The following is a 16,661-nucleotide window of genomic DNA, read 5'->3' as shown; positions in this document are numbered from 1 at the left end:
CGGGATAAACGGTAGCACAGGTACGAAACATCGTCTTGTATGATGTAACTCCTTGTCAGACTTTGTAGAAAAGGAAAGAAAGGTTGTTAGTTTTTGCCTAGGTTTGTCGTGTTATAATACAGTTATATCTTTAGATATACAATGTTGATAGGGGGAACGAAAGATGATGATGGATGTACCACTTCTCATTCCGGCAATGATGGAACGAGCGGAGAAGTATTTTTCAAAAAAGGAAGTTGTCTCGCGTACGGCATCACGTATTCAAACGTTAACATACGGAGAAATTGCAAGGAGGACAAGAAAACTTGCAAGTGTATTAAAGAAAATGGGGATTGAGGCAGGAGATAAAGTAGGAACAATCGCCTGGAATCATCACCGCCATTTAGAAGCATATTTTGCAATTCCCGGAATCGGAGCGGTATTACATACAATTAATTTACGCCTTTCGGCAGACCACATTTCCTACATTATTAACCACGCCGAAGATAAAATTATTTTGGTGGATGAAGATATGGTTCCTGTATTAGAAAGTATTCAACACGAAATTCCTCATGTGAAAGCATTTATCATTATGACAGATGACGATGCACTACCTCATACAACACTATCACCAGCATATCACTATGAACAACTCCTTGAAGAAGGCGATGAAACATTTCAATTTATAACAGATTTAGATGAGAAAGCACCTGCCGGTATGTGCTATACTTCCGCAACGACAGGGAAACCGAAAGGCGTTGTGTACACGCACCGTAGCATTGCACTCCACAGCTATACGCTTGGGCTTGTCGACGGAGGGGGCATATCAGAAGCAGACACTTGTATGCCTGTTGTTCCGATGTTCCATGTCAATGCATGGGGACTCCCATTCGCAAGTACGTGGTTTGGTACAAAGCTCGTCTTACCAGGACCACACTTTACTCCGAAAATTTTAGCAGAGCTAATTGAACGTGAGAAAGTAACGATTAGTGCCGGTGTTCCAACAATTTGGATTGGCTTACTGCAAGAGCTTGAAAAGTACCCGTATGATATTAGCAGTGTTCGGACGATATGGTCAGGTGGATCAGCAGCACCAAAAGGTATGGTTCGTACTTATGAAGAAAAATATGAAATTGCGTTCAGACAAATCTACGGCATGACGGAAACAAGTCCGGCCGTTGTCATTAATTGTCCGAAGTCGTATCAACGTGATTTACCGAAAGAAGAGTACTATGAGCTACGCTCCCGCCAAGGCTATTTACTCCCAGGCCTTGAAATGAAGGTAATTGGTCAAGAGGGTGAAATAAAATGGGACGGTGAAGAAATGGGAGAGCTTTGCCTCCGCGGGCCATGGATTGCCGGCAGTTATTATCATGATGAACGTACTGAAGAGTCGATGAAAGATGGCTGGCTGCACACTGGCGATATCGTAACAGTGGACCCGGAAGGTTTTATTAAAATTGCTGATCGCACGAAAGATTTGATTAAAAGCGGCGGCGAATGGATTTCCTCCGTTGATTTAGAAAATGCATTAATGACACACGAAAAAGTATTAGAGGCATCTGTCGTTGCTGTTCCGCACGAAAAATGGCAAGAGCGTCCTGTCGCATGTGTCGTTTTAAAAGAAGGAGAAATGGCCAGTCAAGAAGAGCTATATGATCTATTAGAAAGCCAATTTCCAAAATGGTGGATGCCCGACGATATTTTATTTGTCGAGGAAATTCCGAAAACATCTGTCGGGAAGTTTTTGAAACGAGCACTTCGCGATCAGTTGAAGAGTTATATGGTGAAGTAGGAAGACAAAATGAACGAGTGAGAGCATAGCGCGGTGGTGCTATGCTTTTTTATGTGCAAATAAGTGATATGTATATATTATAAAATATAGTAATTGAAAAAAGTGTTAAATTGTAATATTCTGAAATTGTAATGATATATAAAAAAAGGGGAGAAAGTAAGAAAATGGTAAAGTGGCGTAATAAAATAGCTTTTTTAACAGCATTTATTTTTATTTTTATGAACTTATTTATGGAAGCACCTGTTTTTGCAGACATGCAAAATGCAACGTCTATTGCTCTGAATCAGGACTATACAGGTAGTGTAAAGAATGGAGCGCAGCATTATACGTTTAAATTATCGAAAGATGGAAAAGTGAAAGTTTCGATGAATAAGCATAAAACGAGTAGTTGGTATGTGGATGTCATGAATGCGAAAGGGAATAGTTTGAAAAGCTTTAAAACGGAGTATGGAGCGAATGTAAGTGGTAATGAAGAAAGAGAGATTGGCCTGCCAGCAGGAACGTATTATATAAAAATAAAGAGTGGTCAAAATGGTTATGCTAACAATTATAAATTTAGGGTGAACTTTACAGCGAGTGATGTGTATGAAAAAGAATTCAATAATACACAGCAAACGGCAAATAAAATTCAATTAAATACAGTATATAAAGGGGCATTACAAGAATCTTGGGATCATGATTATTATACGTTTACGCTTCCATCTGATGGAAATGTAACATTTTCAATGAAAAAGAGCAAAACAGCGAGTTGGTATGTCTATATTACAGATAGCAAGGGGAACTCTTACAAATATTTCACAACAGGAAATGGTGCAAATGCTAATGGCAATGAAGAAAGACAAATTGGTTTGCCAAAAGGAACATATTATGTAGAGATACAAGATAATCAAAAAGCGATGGATATTCCGTATGAACTTCAAATGAAATTTCAAGCGAGTAACTATTTTGAAAAAGAATTCAATGACAGCTTTGCGCAAGCTAATTCTATTGAATTAAATAAAAATTATAGAGGATCGTCGAGAAATGGTCTCGATAGTGATTATTATTCATTTTCAATTGATGCAACAAAAGTAATCCATATAAAAATGGAAAGATCTAAAGAAAGTTCTTGGGATGTAACGCTTTATGATGCCAAACAAAAGTATATGAGTAGCTTCTCAACTGAATATGGAACAAAAGGAGTTGGAAGTGAAGAACGTACATATACGTTAACAAAAGGGAAATATTACATTACAGTATTTAATGGGAAGGGTGCGGTGGAGAAGCCGTATCAATTTAGCGTTTTAGATCGTTCCCCGCAATTAACAGAAAAACAAATACAAGTGAATAACTATAAAGGGAAAGACGATGTTGTTACAGTAAGTGGTGTGAAAGTAAACGATGTTGTAAAGGTGTACGATCAAGCAACGGGTGGTAAATTGTTAGGAACGGCTAAAGTAACAAAAGGAACACAGGTGAGTATGAATATAAAGCAACTTGGACCGAAAGCTGGTAAAGTGTATGTTTCTTTAACACAACCAGGAATGGGAGAAGGTGTGCGTACAGCTGGTAGTTTTGCTGGTGAACCAACAAATGCATTACAGGCGAGCCAAGTGAAAGTTGTAAATAATAAAGGGAAAGCTGATGTTATTACAGTAAGTAATGTGAAACAAGGCAGTGTTGTAAAAGTATATGATCAAGCAACAGGCGGAAAAGTATTAGGGACAATGGCAGTAAAAAGTGGAACACAAGCTGTTATAAATATGAATCAAATTGGAGAAAAAGCAAGTAGTGTGTATGTAACATTAACAGAACCTGGTTTATTAGAAAGTGCACGAGCATCATATAAATTCGCAGGCGAACCAACAAATGCACTACAAGCAAGTCAGGTGAAAGTTGCTAACAACAAAGGGAAAGCCGATGTTATCACGGTAAGTGGTTTACAAGTAAACGACGTTGTAAAAGTATATAACAAAGCAACAGGCGGAAAATTATTAGGAACAGTAAAAGTTACAAAAGGCACACAAGCGGTAGTGAGTGTACAGCAGTTAGGTGAGAAGGCAGGAGCGACATATGTGACTGTTACAAAGCCTGGTATGAGTGAAAGTACTCGAACGGCGTATAAGTTTGCGGGAGAAATATCGAACTCATTGCAAGTAAGCCAAGTGAAAATTACAAATAATAAAGGAAAAGCAGATCGCGTAGCAGTAAGCGGGATTGTTAAAGGTGATATAGTGCGTGTGTATGATGCAAACAGTAAGCTTTTGGTCACTTCTCCGCAGGCAACAGGGACTACTGTTACAGCAGATGTGAAACAATTAGGAACAAAAGCAGGTTATGTTTATGTTTCTGTAACGCGTGCAGGAATGAAAGAAAGCACAAAAGTGAAAGTAGCTTATAAAGCAGAATAAAGATTGTATGAACAAGCCAACGTCCTGTTATCATCAGGTTGTTGGCTTGTTTTTTGAATAAGTATCATAATTTTCCAGCATTTGTTTGTTATAATAAATAGAAAAAAATAGCATGGGGGAAAAAATATGGCGCTACTTGAGCTAAAACAATTGGGGAAGACAAATCAATTACCAACGATTCAGCTCAAACTCGAAAAAGGTCAATGCGTTGTGCTGCAATGTAATAACCATACTGCTAAAGTTTTGCACCGCATTATCATTGGAGAGGAAGAGGCATCGACAGGAAGTGTGTTATTTGCGGGGAAGCCTATTCAAAAACAAGTGTATGCACGTATTGGTTTTTGTTTTTTAAAAGATGAGGCATATGATCGCTTGGAAGTGAAGGAATATTTCGCATTTTTATCTGGATTGTATGAATCTAGTATGAATATAGAAGAAGTCTTTCAGCATGTTGGTTTACTTGATAAGAAAAATGTCCAAATAAGGAATTTGTCATTTTCAGAGAAACGTCGTCTTCATATTGGACGAGTCATGATTCATAACCCAGATCTCATTATATTTGAAGAACCGGAACAAAACGTAGATATGGAGAGTACGATCATTATTCGAAAGGCAATTATGAAATTAAAAGAACAAGGAAAAGCGATCTTTATCACGTCTGCCTTTCTTTCGGATGCTTTATCGTTAACGGAGGACGTGTATGTATTGCATCAAGATGGCGTAAAAAAAGTGGAAATTGAACAAGAAGAACAGGTAGAAGCGGAAGATGAAAAGGTAATCGAAATGATTCCGCAAATGAAATTAGAACGAATCCCGGCAAAAGTAAACGATAAAATCATTTTAATAGATCCAATGGAAATTCAATTTATTGAAACGCAAAATGGGACGACACATATTCATGTGCGTGATGGTGATTTCATTTGTGCGCTTACATTAAGTCAATTAGAGGAACGACTAAAAGGGTTCGGATTTTTCAGGTGTCACCGCTCTTATCTCGTGAATTTACAGCGTGTAAGAGAAGTGATTACATGGACGCGAAATAGTTATAGTTTAATCCTCGATGATGAACGCAAAACATCGATTCCACTTTCAAAGGGAAGGATGGATGAATTAAAAGGTGTAATCGGACTGTAAATGTATGTTGCGTTAACCCTAGTATTACTTCATTCGCCTCTTATCGTGTTTCAATGAGTTAAAACTATGCTCCATTCACCGGTAAAAATACTCCTTTTACCGGTATTTTACTGCATAGCCTCTTTGTTTTTCATATGATTGACTCAAGAAAAGTGAAACGAACAAACGAAAAGCAAAGGGGATGACGAAATGACATTAGCAATTGAAATGAAAGATGTAATGAAAACATTCGACAGCAAAACAGCGCTTCGTAATGTAAATATTGAAGTGAAGCAAGGAGAAATCTTCGGGTTTCTTGGTCCAAGTGGATCTGGAAAAACAACAACTGTAAAAATTTTAACTGCGCAGTTGCTTCATAGTGTAGGAACGGTGAAAGTGTTAGGCCAAGATATTACAGGATCAGGAAGCATTGATTATAAACGAGTTGGTATTTTAACAGATAATAGCGGTCTATATGAAAGACTTAGCATTTATGATAACTTACTATTATTTTGTGACTTATACGACTGTAAAAAAGAGCGAATTGATGAAGTGTTAGCAGAAGTGAACTTATTAGATGATAAAAAGACACAAGTAAAAAAGCTGTCAAAAGGAATGAAACAACGGGTAGTGCTAGCGAGGGCGATTCTTCACAAGCCAGATATTCTCTTCTTAGATGAACCAACATCAGCGCTTGATCCGGTAAATGTTCAAAACATTCATAACATCTTAAGGGATTTAAATAAAGAAGGAACAACAATTTTCTTAACAACGCACAATATGGATGAGGCAGAAACACTTTGCAACCGCATTGCGTTCTTATGCGGGGGAGAAATTGTTGCACTTGATACGCCAGAAAATCTCCGTTTACAATACGCAAAAGACAAAATTGAAGTTGTGTTAAAAGATAAGAAAAAAGAAACAGTGCAAAAAGATGAATTAGGAGCAAAACGTATTTCAGAATGGATGAAAAAAGGGGAGTTACTATCGATTCATTCTTATGAGCCCACGCTCGGGGATATTTTCATTGAAGTAACTGGGAGGGGATTATGATGACATTTTCTATGAAGAGGTTTTCGGCGATTTTACGGAAAGAGATGCAAGATTTAAAAACGAATGCACAAGTATTATTAATGGCGATTTTACCGCTTGGTCTAGCGCTTTTTTACAAACAAATGGGGGGCGGAAAAGAGTTTTTAGCGGGAATTGTAATTGTTATGGTATTGAGTATGGTGACAACAATTACACAAGCGACCCTGATTGCAGAAGAAAAAGAAAAACATACTCTTCGCGTTATGATGCTATCACCAGCTTCTCCTATAGAAGTTATTTTAGGAAAGTCTTTACCAATTATGGTCTTATCGATTCTTTTAAGTATAATAAGCTTATTTGTGTTAGATACGTTAAAGGGAAATATCTTTTTATTAATGATCATTATCTTATTGGGAGTACTGCTATTTATTATCATAGGGACAATGATTGGTCTTTTAGCTAAAAACCTAGTGCAAGTTTCTATACTTGGCACACCGATTATGATGATCTTTTTTGCAGGGCCTTTACTACACCTCTTTGTAAAGAATGAAATCGCAAAAAAAATCCTTTATTATGTACCGACAAATCATATTTTTAATGCAATTACAGATGCATTAGAAGGAAAAGGTTTCTCTTCATTAAGTGGAAATCTAATGAATATTTCTATATGGGTTTTCATTACATTTATTCTGTTTCTCTTCGTCTACAAAAAGAAACAACTAGACTAAAAACTGAGCATTTTGGCTCAGTTTTTTCTTTTTTTATCATTTCCTCGGAAATTTTGTAATTCTGATGCATATTTTTACAAATTTTGTCGAAAAGTAATTAGTTATAGATTGTATAGGATGGATGAATCTTGTTCAAAATGATTGCTGAGGTGATGATAGAATGAGAGAGAGGGAAAACAAGAAGTCTTCTCGAAAAGTAGTTCATTTGTTTCAAAAGCGTTGGGTATTCCCGACACTATACATTGTGTGTGCAGCAGTCATTTTAACGGTTGCATTATGGTATCAGGCAACGAATACGAAAAAGATGCCTGAGAAGAATGAAGCGAAGCAGCAAAGTCAAAGTGAAAATCCAACAGTGCCAGTAATCAAATCTTCAGAAGTTGTGAAGATGCCAACTGCAAATGGTGCAGAAGTTGTTGTAAAGAAGAAGTTTTACGAAGATAAGGCAGCAGCTGAAGAGCAAGAACAAGCACTTGTTTTTTATAACAACACATACTCTGCGAATACAGGAATCGATATCGCAGCGAAAAATGGAAAAGAGTTTGATGTAACAGCGGCAATAAGCGGAACAGTTACAAAAGCGGAAAAAGATCCACTTCTTGGCTATGTTGTAACGGTTGACAGCGGCAATGGTATTAAAACGTTTTACCAAAGCTTAGGAAATGCAAAAGTGGAAAAAGGCGCGAAAATTAATCAAGGTGAAGTGTTAGGGAAAGCAGGATTAAGCGAAGTGAATAAAGATGCAGGATATCATGTTCATTTCGAAGTTCGTAAAGATAATGTTGCTGTAAACCCAGAAAGTTACTTTGACAAATCGATTGCGGATATTAAAGTTGAAAAGCAAGAAAAGAAAAAAGAAGAGAAATCAACAAGCGGTCAGGCTGATGATAAGCAAAAAGAAGAAAAATCAACAAACAGCCCAGCTGACGATAAGCAAAAAGAAGAGAAATCAACAAACAGCTCAGCTGACGATAAGCAAAAAGAAGAGAAATCAACAAACAGCTCAGCTGATGACAAGAAAAAAGAAGAAAAATCAACAAATGGTTCAACAGAGAACGAAACAACATCTCCTGAACAAGCTGAGTAATGTACAAAACCATCAACTCTCTATACGAGGATTGATGGTTTTATTTCTATATAAAAATAAAACGTTTTTAAAAACATTGTAACGGCAAGGAAATTGGACAGAATTCTCGAATATATATTACTAAGAAGGAGGGGATTGGTTTGTCGTTATTATTTGTTGTGTCAATTGCAATTATTTTATTATTTGTTTTATTTTCCTTATATTATTTGATTACCAGTAAGAAAGAAGTCCCCCATCAAAGCCTTTTGGAAGAAGAATTTGATCGAGAAGAATGACGCCTTTTAGAAGGCGTCATTTTTTTTGTTTCGGTTTTGTCTTAAACGGAAAACTTTCATTTTTCACCGATTTCTCAAAAAAAAATGTAATTTTTGTCACCATAGTCCGCAAAAATAGAGAACTTGTAGCATATAAATACAATGCGAGCAATACAATGGTTATAAACCAAAGCAAAGAGAGTGTTTGAGGTGAGAAATCGTGGATCATTTCATTATAAATCCTAGAAAGTGTAGCGCTTACAAACAGCACTCGAACTTACAGCTTAGTCACATGCAGCGAGTCTCATTTCACCCTTCTCACATCCAATTTAGGGAGGCGAGTGGTGTGCACGATTACATCAAAGAGAGAACAATCAAGATTGGTAAGTATATCGTGGAGACAAGAAAAACAGTTCGTGTTATTGCGAAGGAATTTGGGGTGTCAAAAAGTACTGTGCATAAAGATTTAACAGAACGTTTACCAGAAATTAATCCAGAGCTCGCAAATGAAGTGAAAGAAATTCTTGATTATCATAAGTCAATCCGTCATCTCCGGGGCGGCGAAGCGACGAAACAAAAGTATCAAAAAGAGGATACAGAAAAAATCGTGCGTCAATAATCGGCTATTAAGCAAACATTCCAAAGAAAAGTAACTTTTTTTTCAGCATAATTCATTTCTTCAATATTACGTTTCAGAAAAGATTATGATAAAATTAGGAATTAGGTGCAAAAGAATTCGGGTTTAGCCTGATTTGGATATTGAGGAGGAAGACACAGGAATGTTTGCGAGAGATATTGGAATTGACCTTGGCACGGCCAACGTATTAATTCATGTAAAAGGTAAAGGGATTGTATTAAATGAACCGTCTGTTGTGGCAATTGACCGCAATACAGGAAAAGTATTAGCGGTAGGAGAAGAAGCAAGACGTATGGTAGGGCGTACACCTGGAAACATTGTAGCGATTCGTCCGCTTAAAGATGGTGTAATTGCTGACTTCGAAATTACAGAAGCGATGTTAAAACATTTTATCAACAAACTTGACGTAAAAGGCTTTTTATCAAAACCTCGCATTTTAATTTGCTGTCCAACAAACATCACGTCTGTAGAACAAAAAGCAATTCGTGAAGCCGCTGAAAGATCTGGCGGTAAGAAAGTATACTTAGAAGAAGAACCAAAAGTAGCTGCTGTTGGTGCTGGAATGGAAATCTTCCAACCAAGCGGAAATATGGTTGTTGATATTGGCGGAGGTACAACGGATATTGCGGTACTTTCTATGGGCGATATCGTTACCTCCTCTTCCATTAAAATGGCGGGCGATAAGTTTGATATGGAGATCTTAAGCTATATTAAACGTAAGTATAAGCTATTAATTGGGGAACGTACAGCAGAAGATATTAAAATTAAAGTGGGTACAGTGTTCCCAGGTGCACGTAGTGAAGAACTTGAAATTCGCGGTCGTGACATGGTAACTGGTTTACCTCGCACAATTACAGTAGGCTCTGAAGAAATTACAGAGGCATTAAAAGAAAACGCAGCTGTCATTGTACAAGCTGCAAAAGGTGTATTAGAACGTACACCACCAGAATTATCTGCTGATATTATTGACCGCGGCGTTATTTTAACAGGCGGCGGTGCATTATTACACGGTATTGACATGCTTCTTGCAGAAGAGTTAAAAGTACCTGTATTAATTGCGGAAAATCCAATGCACTGCGTAGCGGTTGGAACAGGAGTTATGTTAGAGAATATTGATAAATTACCACGCCGCGCTTTGCGATAAGAGAATAAGTATAAAATGTAAAAAGCCGAAAGAAAGCAATTTTCTTTCGGCTTTTTGTGTAGTGAAAATATGATAAGAAAAATTCCGCTGTATAGATAAGCGAGAACAACCCTATTTGTACATAGAATAATGAATAGGAATTTATATATAATCATAACATCATGATGTGGATATGTTTGTAATAATGGGCTGATGGGGGGGAATGATTAAGGTTGCTGTATTAGGGAGTTGTGTTTCAAGAGATAATTTTAATTCCGCATTTGTCCTTGATTATGATGATTATGCCACTTGCGTTGTTCATCAAAATCAAATATCAATGATTTCACTTAATTCAAAGCCCATTCCTTATGACGAGAAATTAATAGATAATTTACCCCCTTTTGAGACAAACCATTTCACTACGGAATGAAATAAAAGTTTCTTTAGTGAAATGATAAAACACCAACCAGACTACTTAATCATAGATTTTTATGGTGATTTGCATTACGGTGTACAGCAAATAGTGGAAAGTTATATAACCAATAAGAAATGGTTATTTCAAAAGACATCTCAATATCAAATTTTAGATAAAGGAATGGAAATGCTGCTGTTTTATGTTCACTATGAAATGCCTTTCTATCAAGATTTTTCACGTAAATTCTTAAATATTGTGTTAGCTGACACAAGAAGAGAATTAGAAGCTGCGAAACGAAAAATTGAGATTGCTGGAAGCGGAAAAGGCGGAAAGATAAAAAAGTATGTCCTATATATCATAAAAATGTTATATTTTCACAAATGAATTTCTTTTAGATTTGCCTCGCACAATTACAGAGGTATTGTTATTGTACAAGCTACAAAAGGCGTTAGGTAAACATTCTAACGCTTTTTTAATTTATATATTTGACTATCTATCTTTAAAAATATAACGATTCTACAAAAAGTAGAGATAAATAAAGAAAAAGAGAGAAAATTCGGTTTAAATCGAAAAAAATGTAGAAATTTGTCGTTTTTATATTAGAAATAATTGTATTATAATGAACTCGAATACGACAAATGGGGTGAATATGCCCTTTGGTATATTGACTTCCCCTAAACTGGGCATACGCTTTTTCTACCTCCATGTAAATTGTACTTATGTTTGTTATACCAAAACTTGTAGAGAAGAAAGAGTGTGTGCATTTTTTTGAAATAACACGAAGCAGAAAAGTCTGCTTCGTTTTTTTTGTAATGACAAATAATAAACAAAGTGGGATAATATATATAACCTAGTACTAAGACTAATATCTAAAAAAGGAGCGAGATAGGATGTTAAATATAGAGCAAATTAAAGAAATTATTCCGCATCGCTATCCATTTCTACTTGTTGATCAAGTTCTTGAAGTAGAAGAAGGAAAACGTGCGGTCGGTATTAAAAACGTTTCTGCAAATGAAGAATACTTTAACGGTCACTTCCCTGATTACGCAGTAATGCCTGGTGTACTTATTGTAGAAGCATTAGCACAAGTTGGGGCAATTGCTGTTTTAAAGAAAGAAGAAAACCGCGGACGTCTTGCTTTCTTTGCGGGCATTGACAACTGCCGTTTCAAAAGACAAGTACGCCCAGGTGATCAACTTCGTTTAGAAGTAGAAATGACACGTGTACGCGGCCCGATTGGCAAAGGAAAAGCAGTTGCAACTGTAAATGGTGAAGTCGCATGTGAAGCAGAAATTACATTTGCGCTTGGAGATAAGAAAGAGTAAAACCGTCATGATGATGACGGTTTTTTTAGTTGTTGCAATTCAATGCTAAGGTACGATACAGTGGAAAAACGGAAAAAGAGCAAGCGCTAAAGAAAAAAATGTATTACAACATTACTCGGTGTTTTGTGGAAAATTTATGGAATTACATTGTCAGATTTAATAGGATTTTGTAATATTAAGTTAGGTTTTTTTTAGTTGCAAAATAATAAGTACAACGAGAGACAATAGCATAAAGGTTTTTATAAAAATCTTATGTTTTTTTGTGCTTAGGGGTCTTATGATTTGAATATTATTATAGATAAATAAAATAGAGAATGGTTAAGTTAGGGGGATTTATGTTGAAACAAGTAAAAAAAGCAATTATTCCAGCAGCTGGACTGGGAACAAGATTCTTACCAGCAACGAAAGCAATGCCAAAGGAAATGCTACCAATTGTCGACAAACCAACAATTCAATACATCGTAGAAGAAGCAATTGAATCTGGCATTGAAGACATCATTATCGTAACAGGAAAAGGAAAACGTGCAATTGAAGATCATTTCGATCATTCCTTTGAACTAGAAGAAAATTTACTATCAAAAGGTAAATATGAAATTTTAGAAAAAGTACAAGAATCTTCAAAGATTAACATACATTACATACGTCAAAAAGAACCAAAGGGGTTAGGACACGCAGTATGGTGTGCTCGTAAATTTATCGGCAACGAACCATTTGCGGTATTACTTGGTGATGACATTGTACAAGCAGAAACACCATGCTTACGTCAGCTAATCAATGAGTGCGAAGCAACAAGCGCTTCTGTCATCGGTGTCCAAACAGTACCAGACAACGAAACACATCGCTACGGCATTATCGACCCAACTACGCAAAATGGCCGCCGCTACCAAGTGCGTAAATTTGTAGAAAAACCAGCACAAGGAACAGCGCCATCAAACTTAGCAATTATGGGCCGTTACGTATTAACACCAGAAATCTTCATGTTCCTAGAAGACCAGCAAACAGGTGCAGGCGGAGAAATTCAATTAACGGATGCAATTCAACGCTTAAATGAAATTCAAAGAGTATTTGCTTACGACTTTGAAGGAACACGCTATGATGTTGGAGAGAAATTTGGCTTTATTAAAACGACAATTGAAATGGCACTTCAGCATGATGAGCTAAAAGAAGAGTTGATGAAATATATAAATGAATTGGTGCAGAAAGAAAATATTTATGTATAAAAAGTAAGGTAGAAGTTTTGATGTAGTGGTCGGTGTGACAAAAAGGGCATCGATTTGGATGCAAAAGTTAGGATTAGAATGGTTTTATAGGTTTGCTCAAGAACCTAAGTGAATGTGGGAATATAGATTTAATAAGTAAACATATAAAGTGGAAGATACACAAGGCTACATTAGATATGATAAGAAACAAATAGATTCTTATGCAATTAAAATCCCTTACATAAGAAGGGTTACCAAACAAGTAGAGAGAAAAATATAAAGGACCACGATATACAAAATCGTGGTCCTTTATATTTTCTACTATTTACTTCGTAAAGTACTGTGAAACAACTTGCTTTATTTGTTCCTTGTCCATTATTAATTGATCGTTATTATTCTTTAAAATATCATCATACATGGACTTAAATTCGCCGCTAATTTGATGATATTGCAATTGTTTTGCAGGATTAAAGTCTTTTACAGCCATTCCCAAGCTTAGCATATCTGTTGTCGTCATATTGGATGAGATTAAGAAGTTTGGAATTTGTTTAACAAAATCTGGTAGTTTCGTTATGTTTGAAGGTTGCAGTGTTTTCTTTGCAATCCCTACTAATGCTTCCTCTTGTAACCTTTGGCGGTCATATTCACCTTTTTTAAGAGAGTAGCGTTCATGTACAAGTTCTGTTACCATTTTGCCATCTACTGAATGTGTGCCGGCGTTTATTACTTTATTTTTATTTTCTGGGTACCAAGGATGTGTAAGTTTCACATCAAACGGTACATTCATTTCAATACCACCAATTGCATCGACCATTCCTTGTAAGCCTTGGTAGTTTGTTTCTACATAGTAGTTAATATTTACCCCCGTTAGTTCGGTAATGGCTTGTATTGCGGCTTCTACACCCTTTTGTTGACCTTCTGTTGCTTGCTTAATATATTGTACGCTCGTCAATTTTGTGTAGCCGTAGCCATCAAGGTGTACGCGTGTATCACGAGGAATACTCATCGCGTGATATTCTTTTTTATTTAGATCCATATGGACAATCATCATAGAATCAGAGTGACCGATTTTTTGGCCTTTTCGCTCATCTGAACCGATTAATAAAATGTTAAAGACACCGTTTTGTATTTTTGTGTCCTGACTTGGATCTGCCTTTTTATTAGAATTAGGATTGGCATTGACTACAGGAACATTTTTGAAATGATTTTCAGGCTGCAGTTGCTTGTAGGCATACACGCCTCCGCCTACAGCAAGGATAATTATTACTAGAAAACTGATCCCTATAATCTTCCATATTTTCTTTCTTTTTTTCATAGGAGCCTCCACTGTGTTCTATTTATTTATAAATAAATTAGTTGAATACATGCTAAATAATTTTACTATATAATATAAGTTTTTTTCTACTTCATTTTCTTGTATTTTGAATTTGTAATATACGTGGAGAAGAATGGGATTCTTTGTATGTAATAAATATAAACATTAAGGATTCAGCAAGGGAAGAAACTCTTTTGGAATAATAAAATCCGTTAGGTGTACAATAAGGAATACTACTGGGAGATTCTATTACGTATAATTTTAAAAATGTAATTTTTTTCATGTTATGATAAATATTGTTAACATTCTGTTGATTGGAAGGGAAGAAGGCATAAAAGATGAAAAAGAAAATTTTATTTTGGATTCTGGGCCTTATAGGTCTTCTCTTAGTTGCTGGAGGGGCTTATGCGTATCATATTTATTCTAATGTATCAAATACGTTAGAAGTAGTTCATAAACCATTAGAACGTGAGAAGTCAGAAAAGCGAGAGCGAAAAATAGATGTCGCAGATCAAAAGCCGATTTCGATTTTATTAATGGGTAGTGACCAACGAAAAGATGAGGCTAGTCGTTCGGATTCTTTAATTTTATTTACGTTAAACCCAAAGACAAAGTCGATGAAAATTACGAGTATTCCACGTGATTCATACACAGAAATTATCGGTAAAGGTAAGAAGGACAAAATTAATCATGCTTATGCATTTGGCGGAATTGACATGACTGTGAAAACAGTTGAAAATTTCCTTGATATTCCTGTTGATCACTATATTGAAGTAAACATGGTTGGTTTTAAAGATATTGTAGATGCGGTTGGCGGTGTAGATGTTTATAATGATTTGGACTTTACAATTGAAGGGGTTCATTTTGTAAAGGGAGATTTACATTTAAATGGTGATAAGGCTCTTTTATATGCTCGCATGCGCTACGAAGATCCTCGCGGCGATTTTGGACGTCAAATGCGTCAACGTCAAGTGATTCAAGCGGTAATTAAAAAAGGAGCAAATGTTTCTTCACTTGCGAACTACGGTGATGTATTACAAGCGATTCAAAAGAATGTAAAGACAAGCTTAACGCAAGACCAAATGTTTGATATTCAAAAGAATTATAAAGATTGTATGAAAAACAGTGAAGAAATCCAAATTCCAGGTGATGGTCATAAGGCTGAAGATGGTATTTGGTACTATTTTGTAACAGATCAAACACACAAAGATATCTCTAATAAGCTAAGGGAAAACCTTGAGTTACCGAAGAAATAACCTTTCAAACCCAACTACTCTTACGATGGTTGGATTTATTTTTTTATTGTTTTATATTGATATTATGTAATGCAAGGTTAGTAATGGGATAAAACGCATAAATAAGAAAGTTGCGAAGAAGGTGATACATGCAATACATCTTCTGGTTAATTCTGATATTTAATTAACTTAGTAAAATAATGGTTAGAAAGGTATTATCTATTTTTTTAGGGCATAATTAATGATAGGTTATATCTTAACGATAAAAAAATGACTATTTGGTTTATTGCGATAATTATTATATGCAAAGCCGGTAAAAAAATGTAAAGGAAATGTCGTTTTTTATATTTTTGGGGTTTGAAAAAGGGAATAAACTGTTGGTATATCAAAGATATAAACATTTTCTTTAGTTTAAATATGACAAAAAACGACGGCATTTTACTTTATTTAGTAAAAAGTATGATATAATATTTTTGTTAATTTTAGATGGATTTTATATGAAGTTTATGTAAAATTATTTTTGGTTACATAAATAGAATTGAATTGTGTTAATCAATTATTTACAGGGGCAAGAAAGGCATTTTTATATAAATATTTGTGGAAAAATGTTCAGAGGAAAGGGAGAGACGTAATTTTGAGGAAGGTAATTACATACGGGACGTTTGATTTGTTGCATTGGGGCCATATTAACTTATTGAAAAGAGCAAAAAGCCTAGGTGATTACTTAATTGTGGCGGTATCTTCAGATGAGTTTAATAAATTAAAAAATAAAAAATCTTACCATAGTTATGAAAATCGTAAAATGATTTTAGAAGCAATTCGTTATGTGGATCAAGTAATTCCAGAACAGGATTGGGAACAAAAGGTAAAAGATGTCAAGAAGCATGATGTAGATGTATTTGTTATGGGCGATGATTGGGAAGGGGAATTTGACTTTCTGAGTGATTATTGTGAAGTTGTATATTTACCACGTACAGCGGGGATTTCTACTACAAAAATAAAAAAGGAACTAGTGCTTGTTGCTAGATAAAGAT

At 35.6% G+C, this 16,661-nt stretch carries 16 protein-coding genes and 1 pseudogene; 16 read left to right on the top strand and 1 reads right to left on the bottom strand.

The window, feature by feature from the left end; translation table 11 throughout:
- Nucleotides 1-163: 163 nt before the first annotated feature.
- From BR72_RS04925 to BR72_RS25290, 14 genes and pseudogenes are all read left to right on the top strand, one after another.
- On the top strand, nucleotides 164-1,774 hold the full coding sequence (locus BR72_RS04925; protein WP_081904784.1) for a long-chain fatty acid--CoA ligase: 1,611 nt from the start codon (nucleotides 164-166) through the stop codon (nucleotides 1,772-1,774).
- A 164-nt stretch (nucleotides 1,775-1,938) separates the two neighbouring features.
- Complete coding sequence (locus BR72_RS24880; RefSeq protein WP_051957224.1) at nucleotides 1,939-4,164, top strand: hypothetical protein; 2,226 nt, start codon at nucleotides 1,939-1,941, stop codon at nucleotides 4,162-4,164.
- Between the two features lie 126 nt (nucleotides 4,165-4,290).
- Complete coding sequence (locus BR72_RS04915; protein ID WP_035430598.1) at nucleotides 4,291-5,298, top strand: LytTR family transcriptional regulator DNA-binding domain-containing protein; 1,008 nt, start codon at nucleotides 4,291-4,293, stop codon at nucleotides 5,296-5,298.
- Between the two features lie 189 nt (nucleotides 5,299-5,487).
- Complete coding sequence (locus BR72_RS04910) at nucleotides 5,488-6,330, top strand: ABC transporter ATP-binding protein (protein WP_035430597.1); 843 nt, start codon at nucleotides 5,488-5,490, stop codon at nucleotides 6,328-6,330.
- The gene (locus BR72_RS04905; protein WP_035430596.1) at nucleotides 6,330-7,037 is read left to right on the top strand and encodes an ABC transporter permease; all 708 of its coding nucleotides are present in this window, start codon (nucleotides 6,330-6,332) and stop codon (nucleotides 7,035-7,037) included. Before BR72_RS04910 ends, BR72_RS04905 begins: the two co-directional genes overlap by 1 nt.
- A 160-nt stretch (nucleotides 7,038-7,197) precedes the next feature.
- Nucleotides 7,198-8,124 carry a stage II sporulation protein SpoIIQ gene (locus tag BR72_RS04900; protein WP_035430595.1) on the top strand — a complete coding sequence of 309 codons (927 nt, stop codon included), beginning with the start codon at nucleotides 7,198-7,200 and terminating at the stop codon, nucleotides 8,122-8,124.
- Nucleotides 8,125-8,264: 140 nt separating this feature from the next.
- Nucleotides 8,265-8,399 (top strand): hypothetical protein, encoded by a 135-nt coding sequence (locus tag BR72_RS04895; RefSeq protein WP_035430594.1) that lies wholly within the window; start codon nucleotides 8,265-8,267, stop codon nucleotides 8,397-8,399.
- Between the two features lie 325 nt (nucleotides 8,400-8,724).
- Entirely contained in the window at nucleotides 8,725-8,997 is a 273-nt protein-coding gene (gene spoIIID / locus BR72_RS04890; RefSeq protein ID WP_020061467.1) for a sporulation transcriptional regulator SpoIIID, read from the top strand.
- 160 nt (nucleotides 8,998-9,157) lie between these two features.
- A complete protein-coding gene (locus tag BR72_RS04885) occupies nucleotides 9,158-10,159 on the top strand; it encodes a rod shape-determining protein (RefSeq protein ID WP_035430593.1) in 1,002 nt (333 codons plus the stop codon).
- A 202-nt stretch (nucleotides 10,160-10,361) separates the two neighbouring features.
- Nucleotides 10,362-10,568, top strand: coding sequence for a hypothetical protein (locus BR72_RS24875; RefSeq protein WP_051957223.1), 207 nt, complete (start codon nucleotides 10,362-10,364; stop codon nucleotides 10,566-10,568).
- Between the two features lie 21 nt (nucleotides 10,569-10,589).
- On the top strand, nucleotides 10,590-10,937 hold the full coding sequence (locus BR72_RS24870) for a hypothetical protein (RefSeq protein ID WP_051957222.1): 348 nt from the start codon (nucleotides 10,590-10,592) through the stop codon (nucleotides 10,935-10,937).
- Nucleotides 10,938-11,443: 506 nt separating this feature from the next.
- A complete protein-coding gene (gene fabZ, locus BR72_RS04875) occupies nucleotides 11,444-11,878 on the top strand; it encodes a 3-hydroxyacyl-ACP dehydratase FabZ (RefSeq protein WP_035430592.1) in 435 nt (144 codons plus the stop codon).
- Between the two features lie 338 nt (nucleotides 11,879-12,216).
- On the top strand, nucleotides 12,217-13,098 hold the full coding sequence (gene galU, locus BR72_RS04870; protein ID WP_035430681.1) for a UTP--glucose-1-phosphate uridylyltransferase GalU: 882 nt from the start codon (nucleotides 12,217-12,219) through the stop codon (nucleotides 13,096-13,098).
- 7 nt (nucleotides 13,099-13,105) lie between these two features.
- A pseudogene (locus tag BR72_RS25290) lies at nucleotides 13,106-13,207 on the top strand (WecB/TagA/CpsF family glycosyltransferase); the annotation flags it as partial.
- Nucleotides 13,208-13,402: 195 nt separating this feature from the next.
- On the opposite strand, the gene BR72_RS04865 reads toward BR72_RS25290, so the two are convergent.
- Nucleotides 13,403-14,392: an LCP family protein gene (locus tag BR72_RS04865; protein ID WP_035430591.1), complete on the bottom strand. Its 990-nt coding sequence runs from the start codon at nucleotides 14,390-14,392 to the stop codon at nucleotides 13,403-13,405.
- A gap of 338 nt (nucleotides 14,393-14,730) precedes the next feature.
- Here BR72_RS04865 and tagU point away from each other — a divergent pair, with 338 nt between their 5' ends.
- Entirely contained in the window at nucleotides 14,731-15,648 is a 918-nt protein-coding gene (gene tagU / locus BR72_RS04860) for a polyisoprenyl-teichoic acid--peptidoglycan teichoic acid transferase TagU (protein WP_035430590.1), read from the top strand.
- A 613-nt stretch (nucleotides 15,649-16,261) separates the two neighbouring features.
- Complete coding sequence (gene tagD, locus BR72_RS04855) at nucleotides 16,262-16,657, top strand: glycerol-3-phosphate cytidylyltransferase (RefSeq protein WP_035430589.1); 396 nt, start codon at nucleotides 16,262-16,264, stop codon at nucleotides 16,655-16,657.
- Nucleotides 16,658-16,661 lie beyond the last annotated feature (4 nt).

Origin of the sequence: Bacillus sp. UNC322MFChir4.1, from assembly GCF_000746135.1 — a bacterium.
GTDB lineage: Bacteria > Bacillota > Bacilli > Bacillales > Bacillaceae_G > Bacillus_A.
This window is presented reverse-complemented; position numbering and strand designations above follow the sequence as displayed.

Bases quoted from the DNA above. Each gene is read 5' to 3' on its own strand.
- BR72_RS04925 (WP_081904784.1), top strand. From the start codon at position 164: ATGATGATGGATGTACCACTTCTCATTCCGGCAATGATGGAACGAGCG.
- BR72_RS24880 (WP_051957224.1), top strand. From the start codon at position 1,939: ATGGTAAAGTGGCGTAATAAAATAGCTTTTTTAACAGCATTTATTTTT.
- BR72_RS04915 (WP_035430598.1), top strand. From the start codon at position 4,291: ATGGCGCTACTTGAGCTAAAACAATTGGGGAAGACAAATCAATTACCA.
- BR72_RS04910 (WP_035430597.1), top strand. From the start codon at position 5,488: ATGACATTAGCAATTGAAATGAAAGATGTAATGAAAACATTCGACAGC.
- BR72_RS04905 (WP_035430596.1), top strand. From the start codon at position 6,330: ATGACATTTTCTATGAAGAGGTTTTCGGCGATTTTACGGAAAGAGATG.
- BR72_RS04900 (WP_035430595.1), top strand. From the start codon at position 7,198: ATGAGAGAGAGGGAAAACAAGAAGTCTTCTCGAAAAGTAGTTCATTTG.
- BR72_RS04885 (WP_035430593.1), top strand. From the start codon at position 9,158: ATGTTTGCGAGAGATATTGGAATTGACCTTGGCACGGCCAACGTATTA.
- BR72_RS24875 (WP_051957223.1), top strand. From the start codon at position 10,362: ATGATTAAGGTTGCTGTATTAGGGAGTTGTGTTTCAAGAGATAATTTT.
- BR72_RS24870 (WP_051957222.1), top strand. From the start codon at position 10,590: ATGATAAAACACCAACCAGACTACTTAATCATAGATTTTTATGGTGAT.
- fabZ (WP_035430592.1), top strand. From the start codon at position 11,444: ATGTTAAATATAGAGCAAATTAAAGAAATTATTCCGCATCGCTATCCA.
- BR72_RS04865 (WP_035430591.1), bottom strand. From the start codon at position 14,392: ATGAAAAAAAGAAAGAAAATATGGAAGATTATAGGGATCAGTTTTCTA.
- tagU (WP_035430590.1), top strand. From the start codon at position 14,731: ATGAAAAAGAAAATTTTATTTTGGATTCTGGGCCTTATAGGTCTTCTC.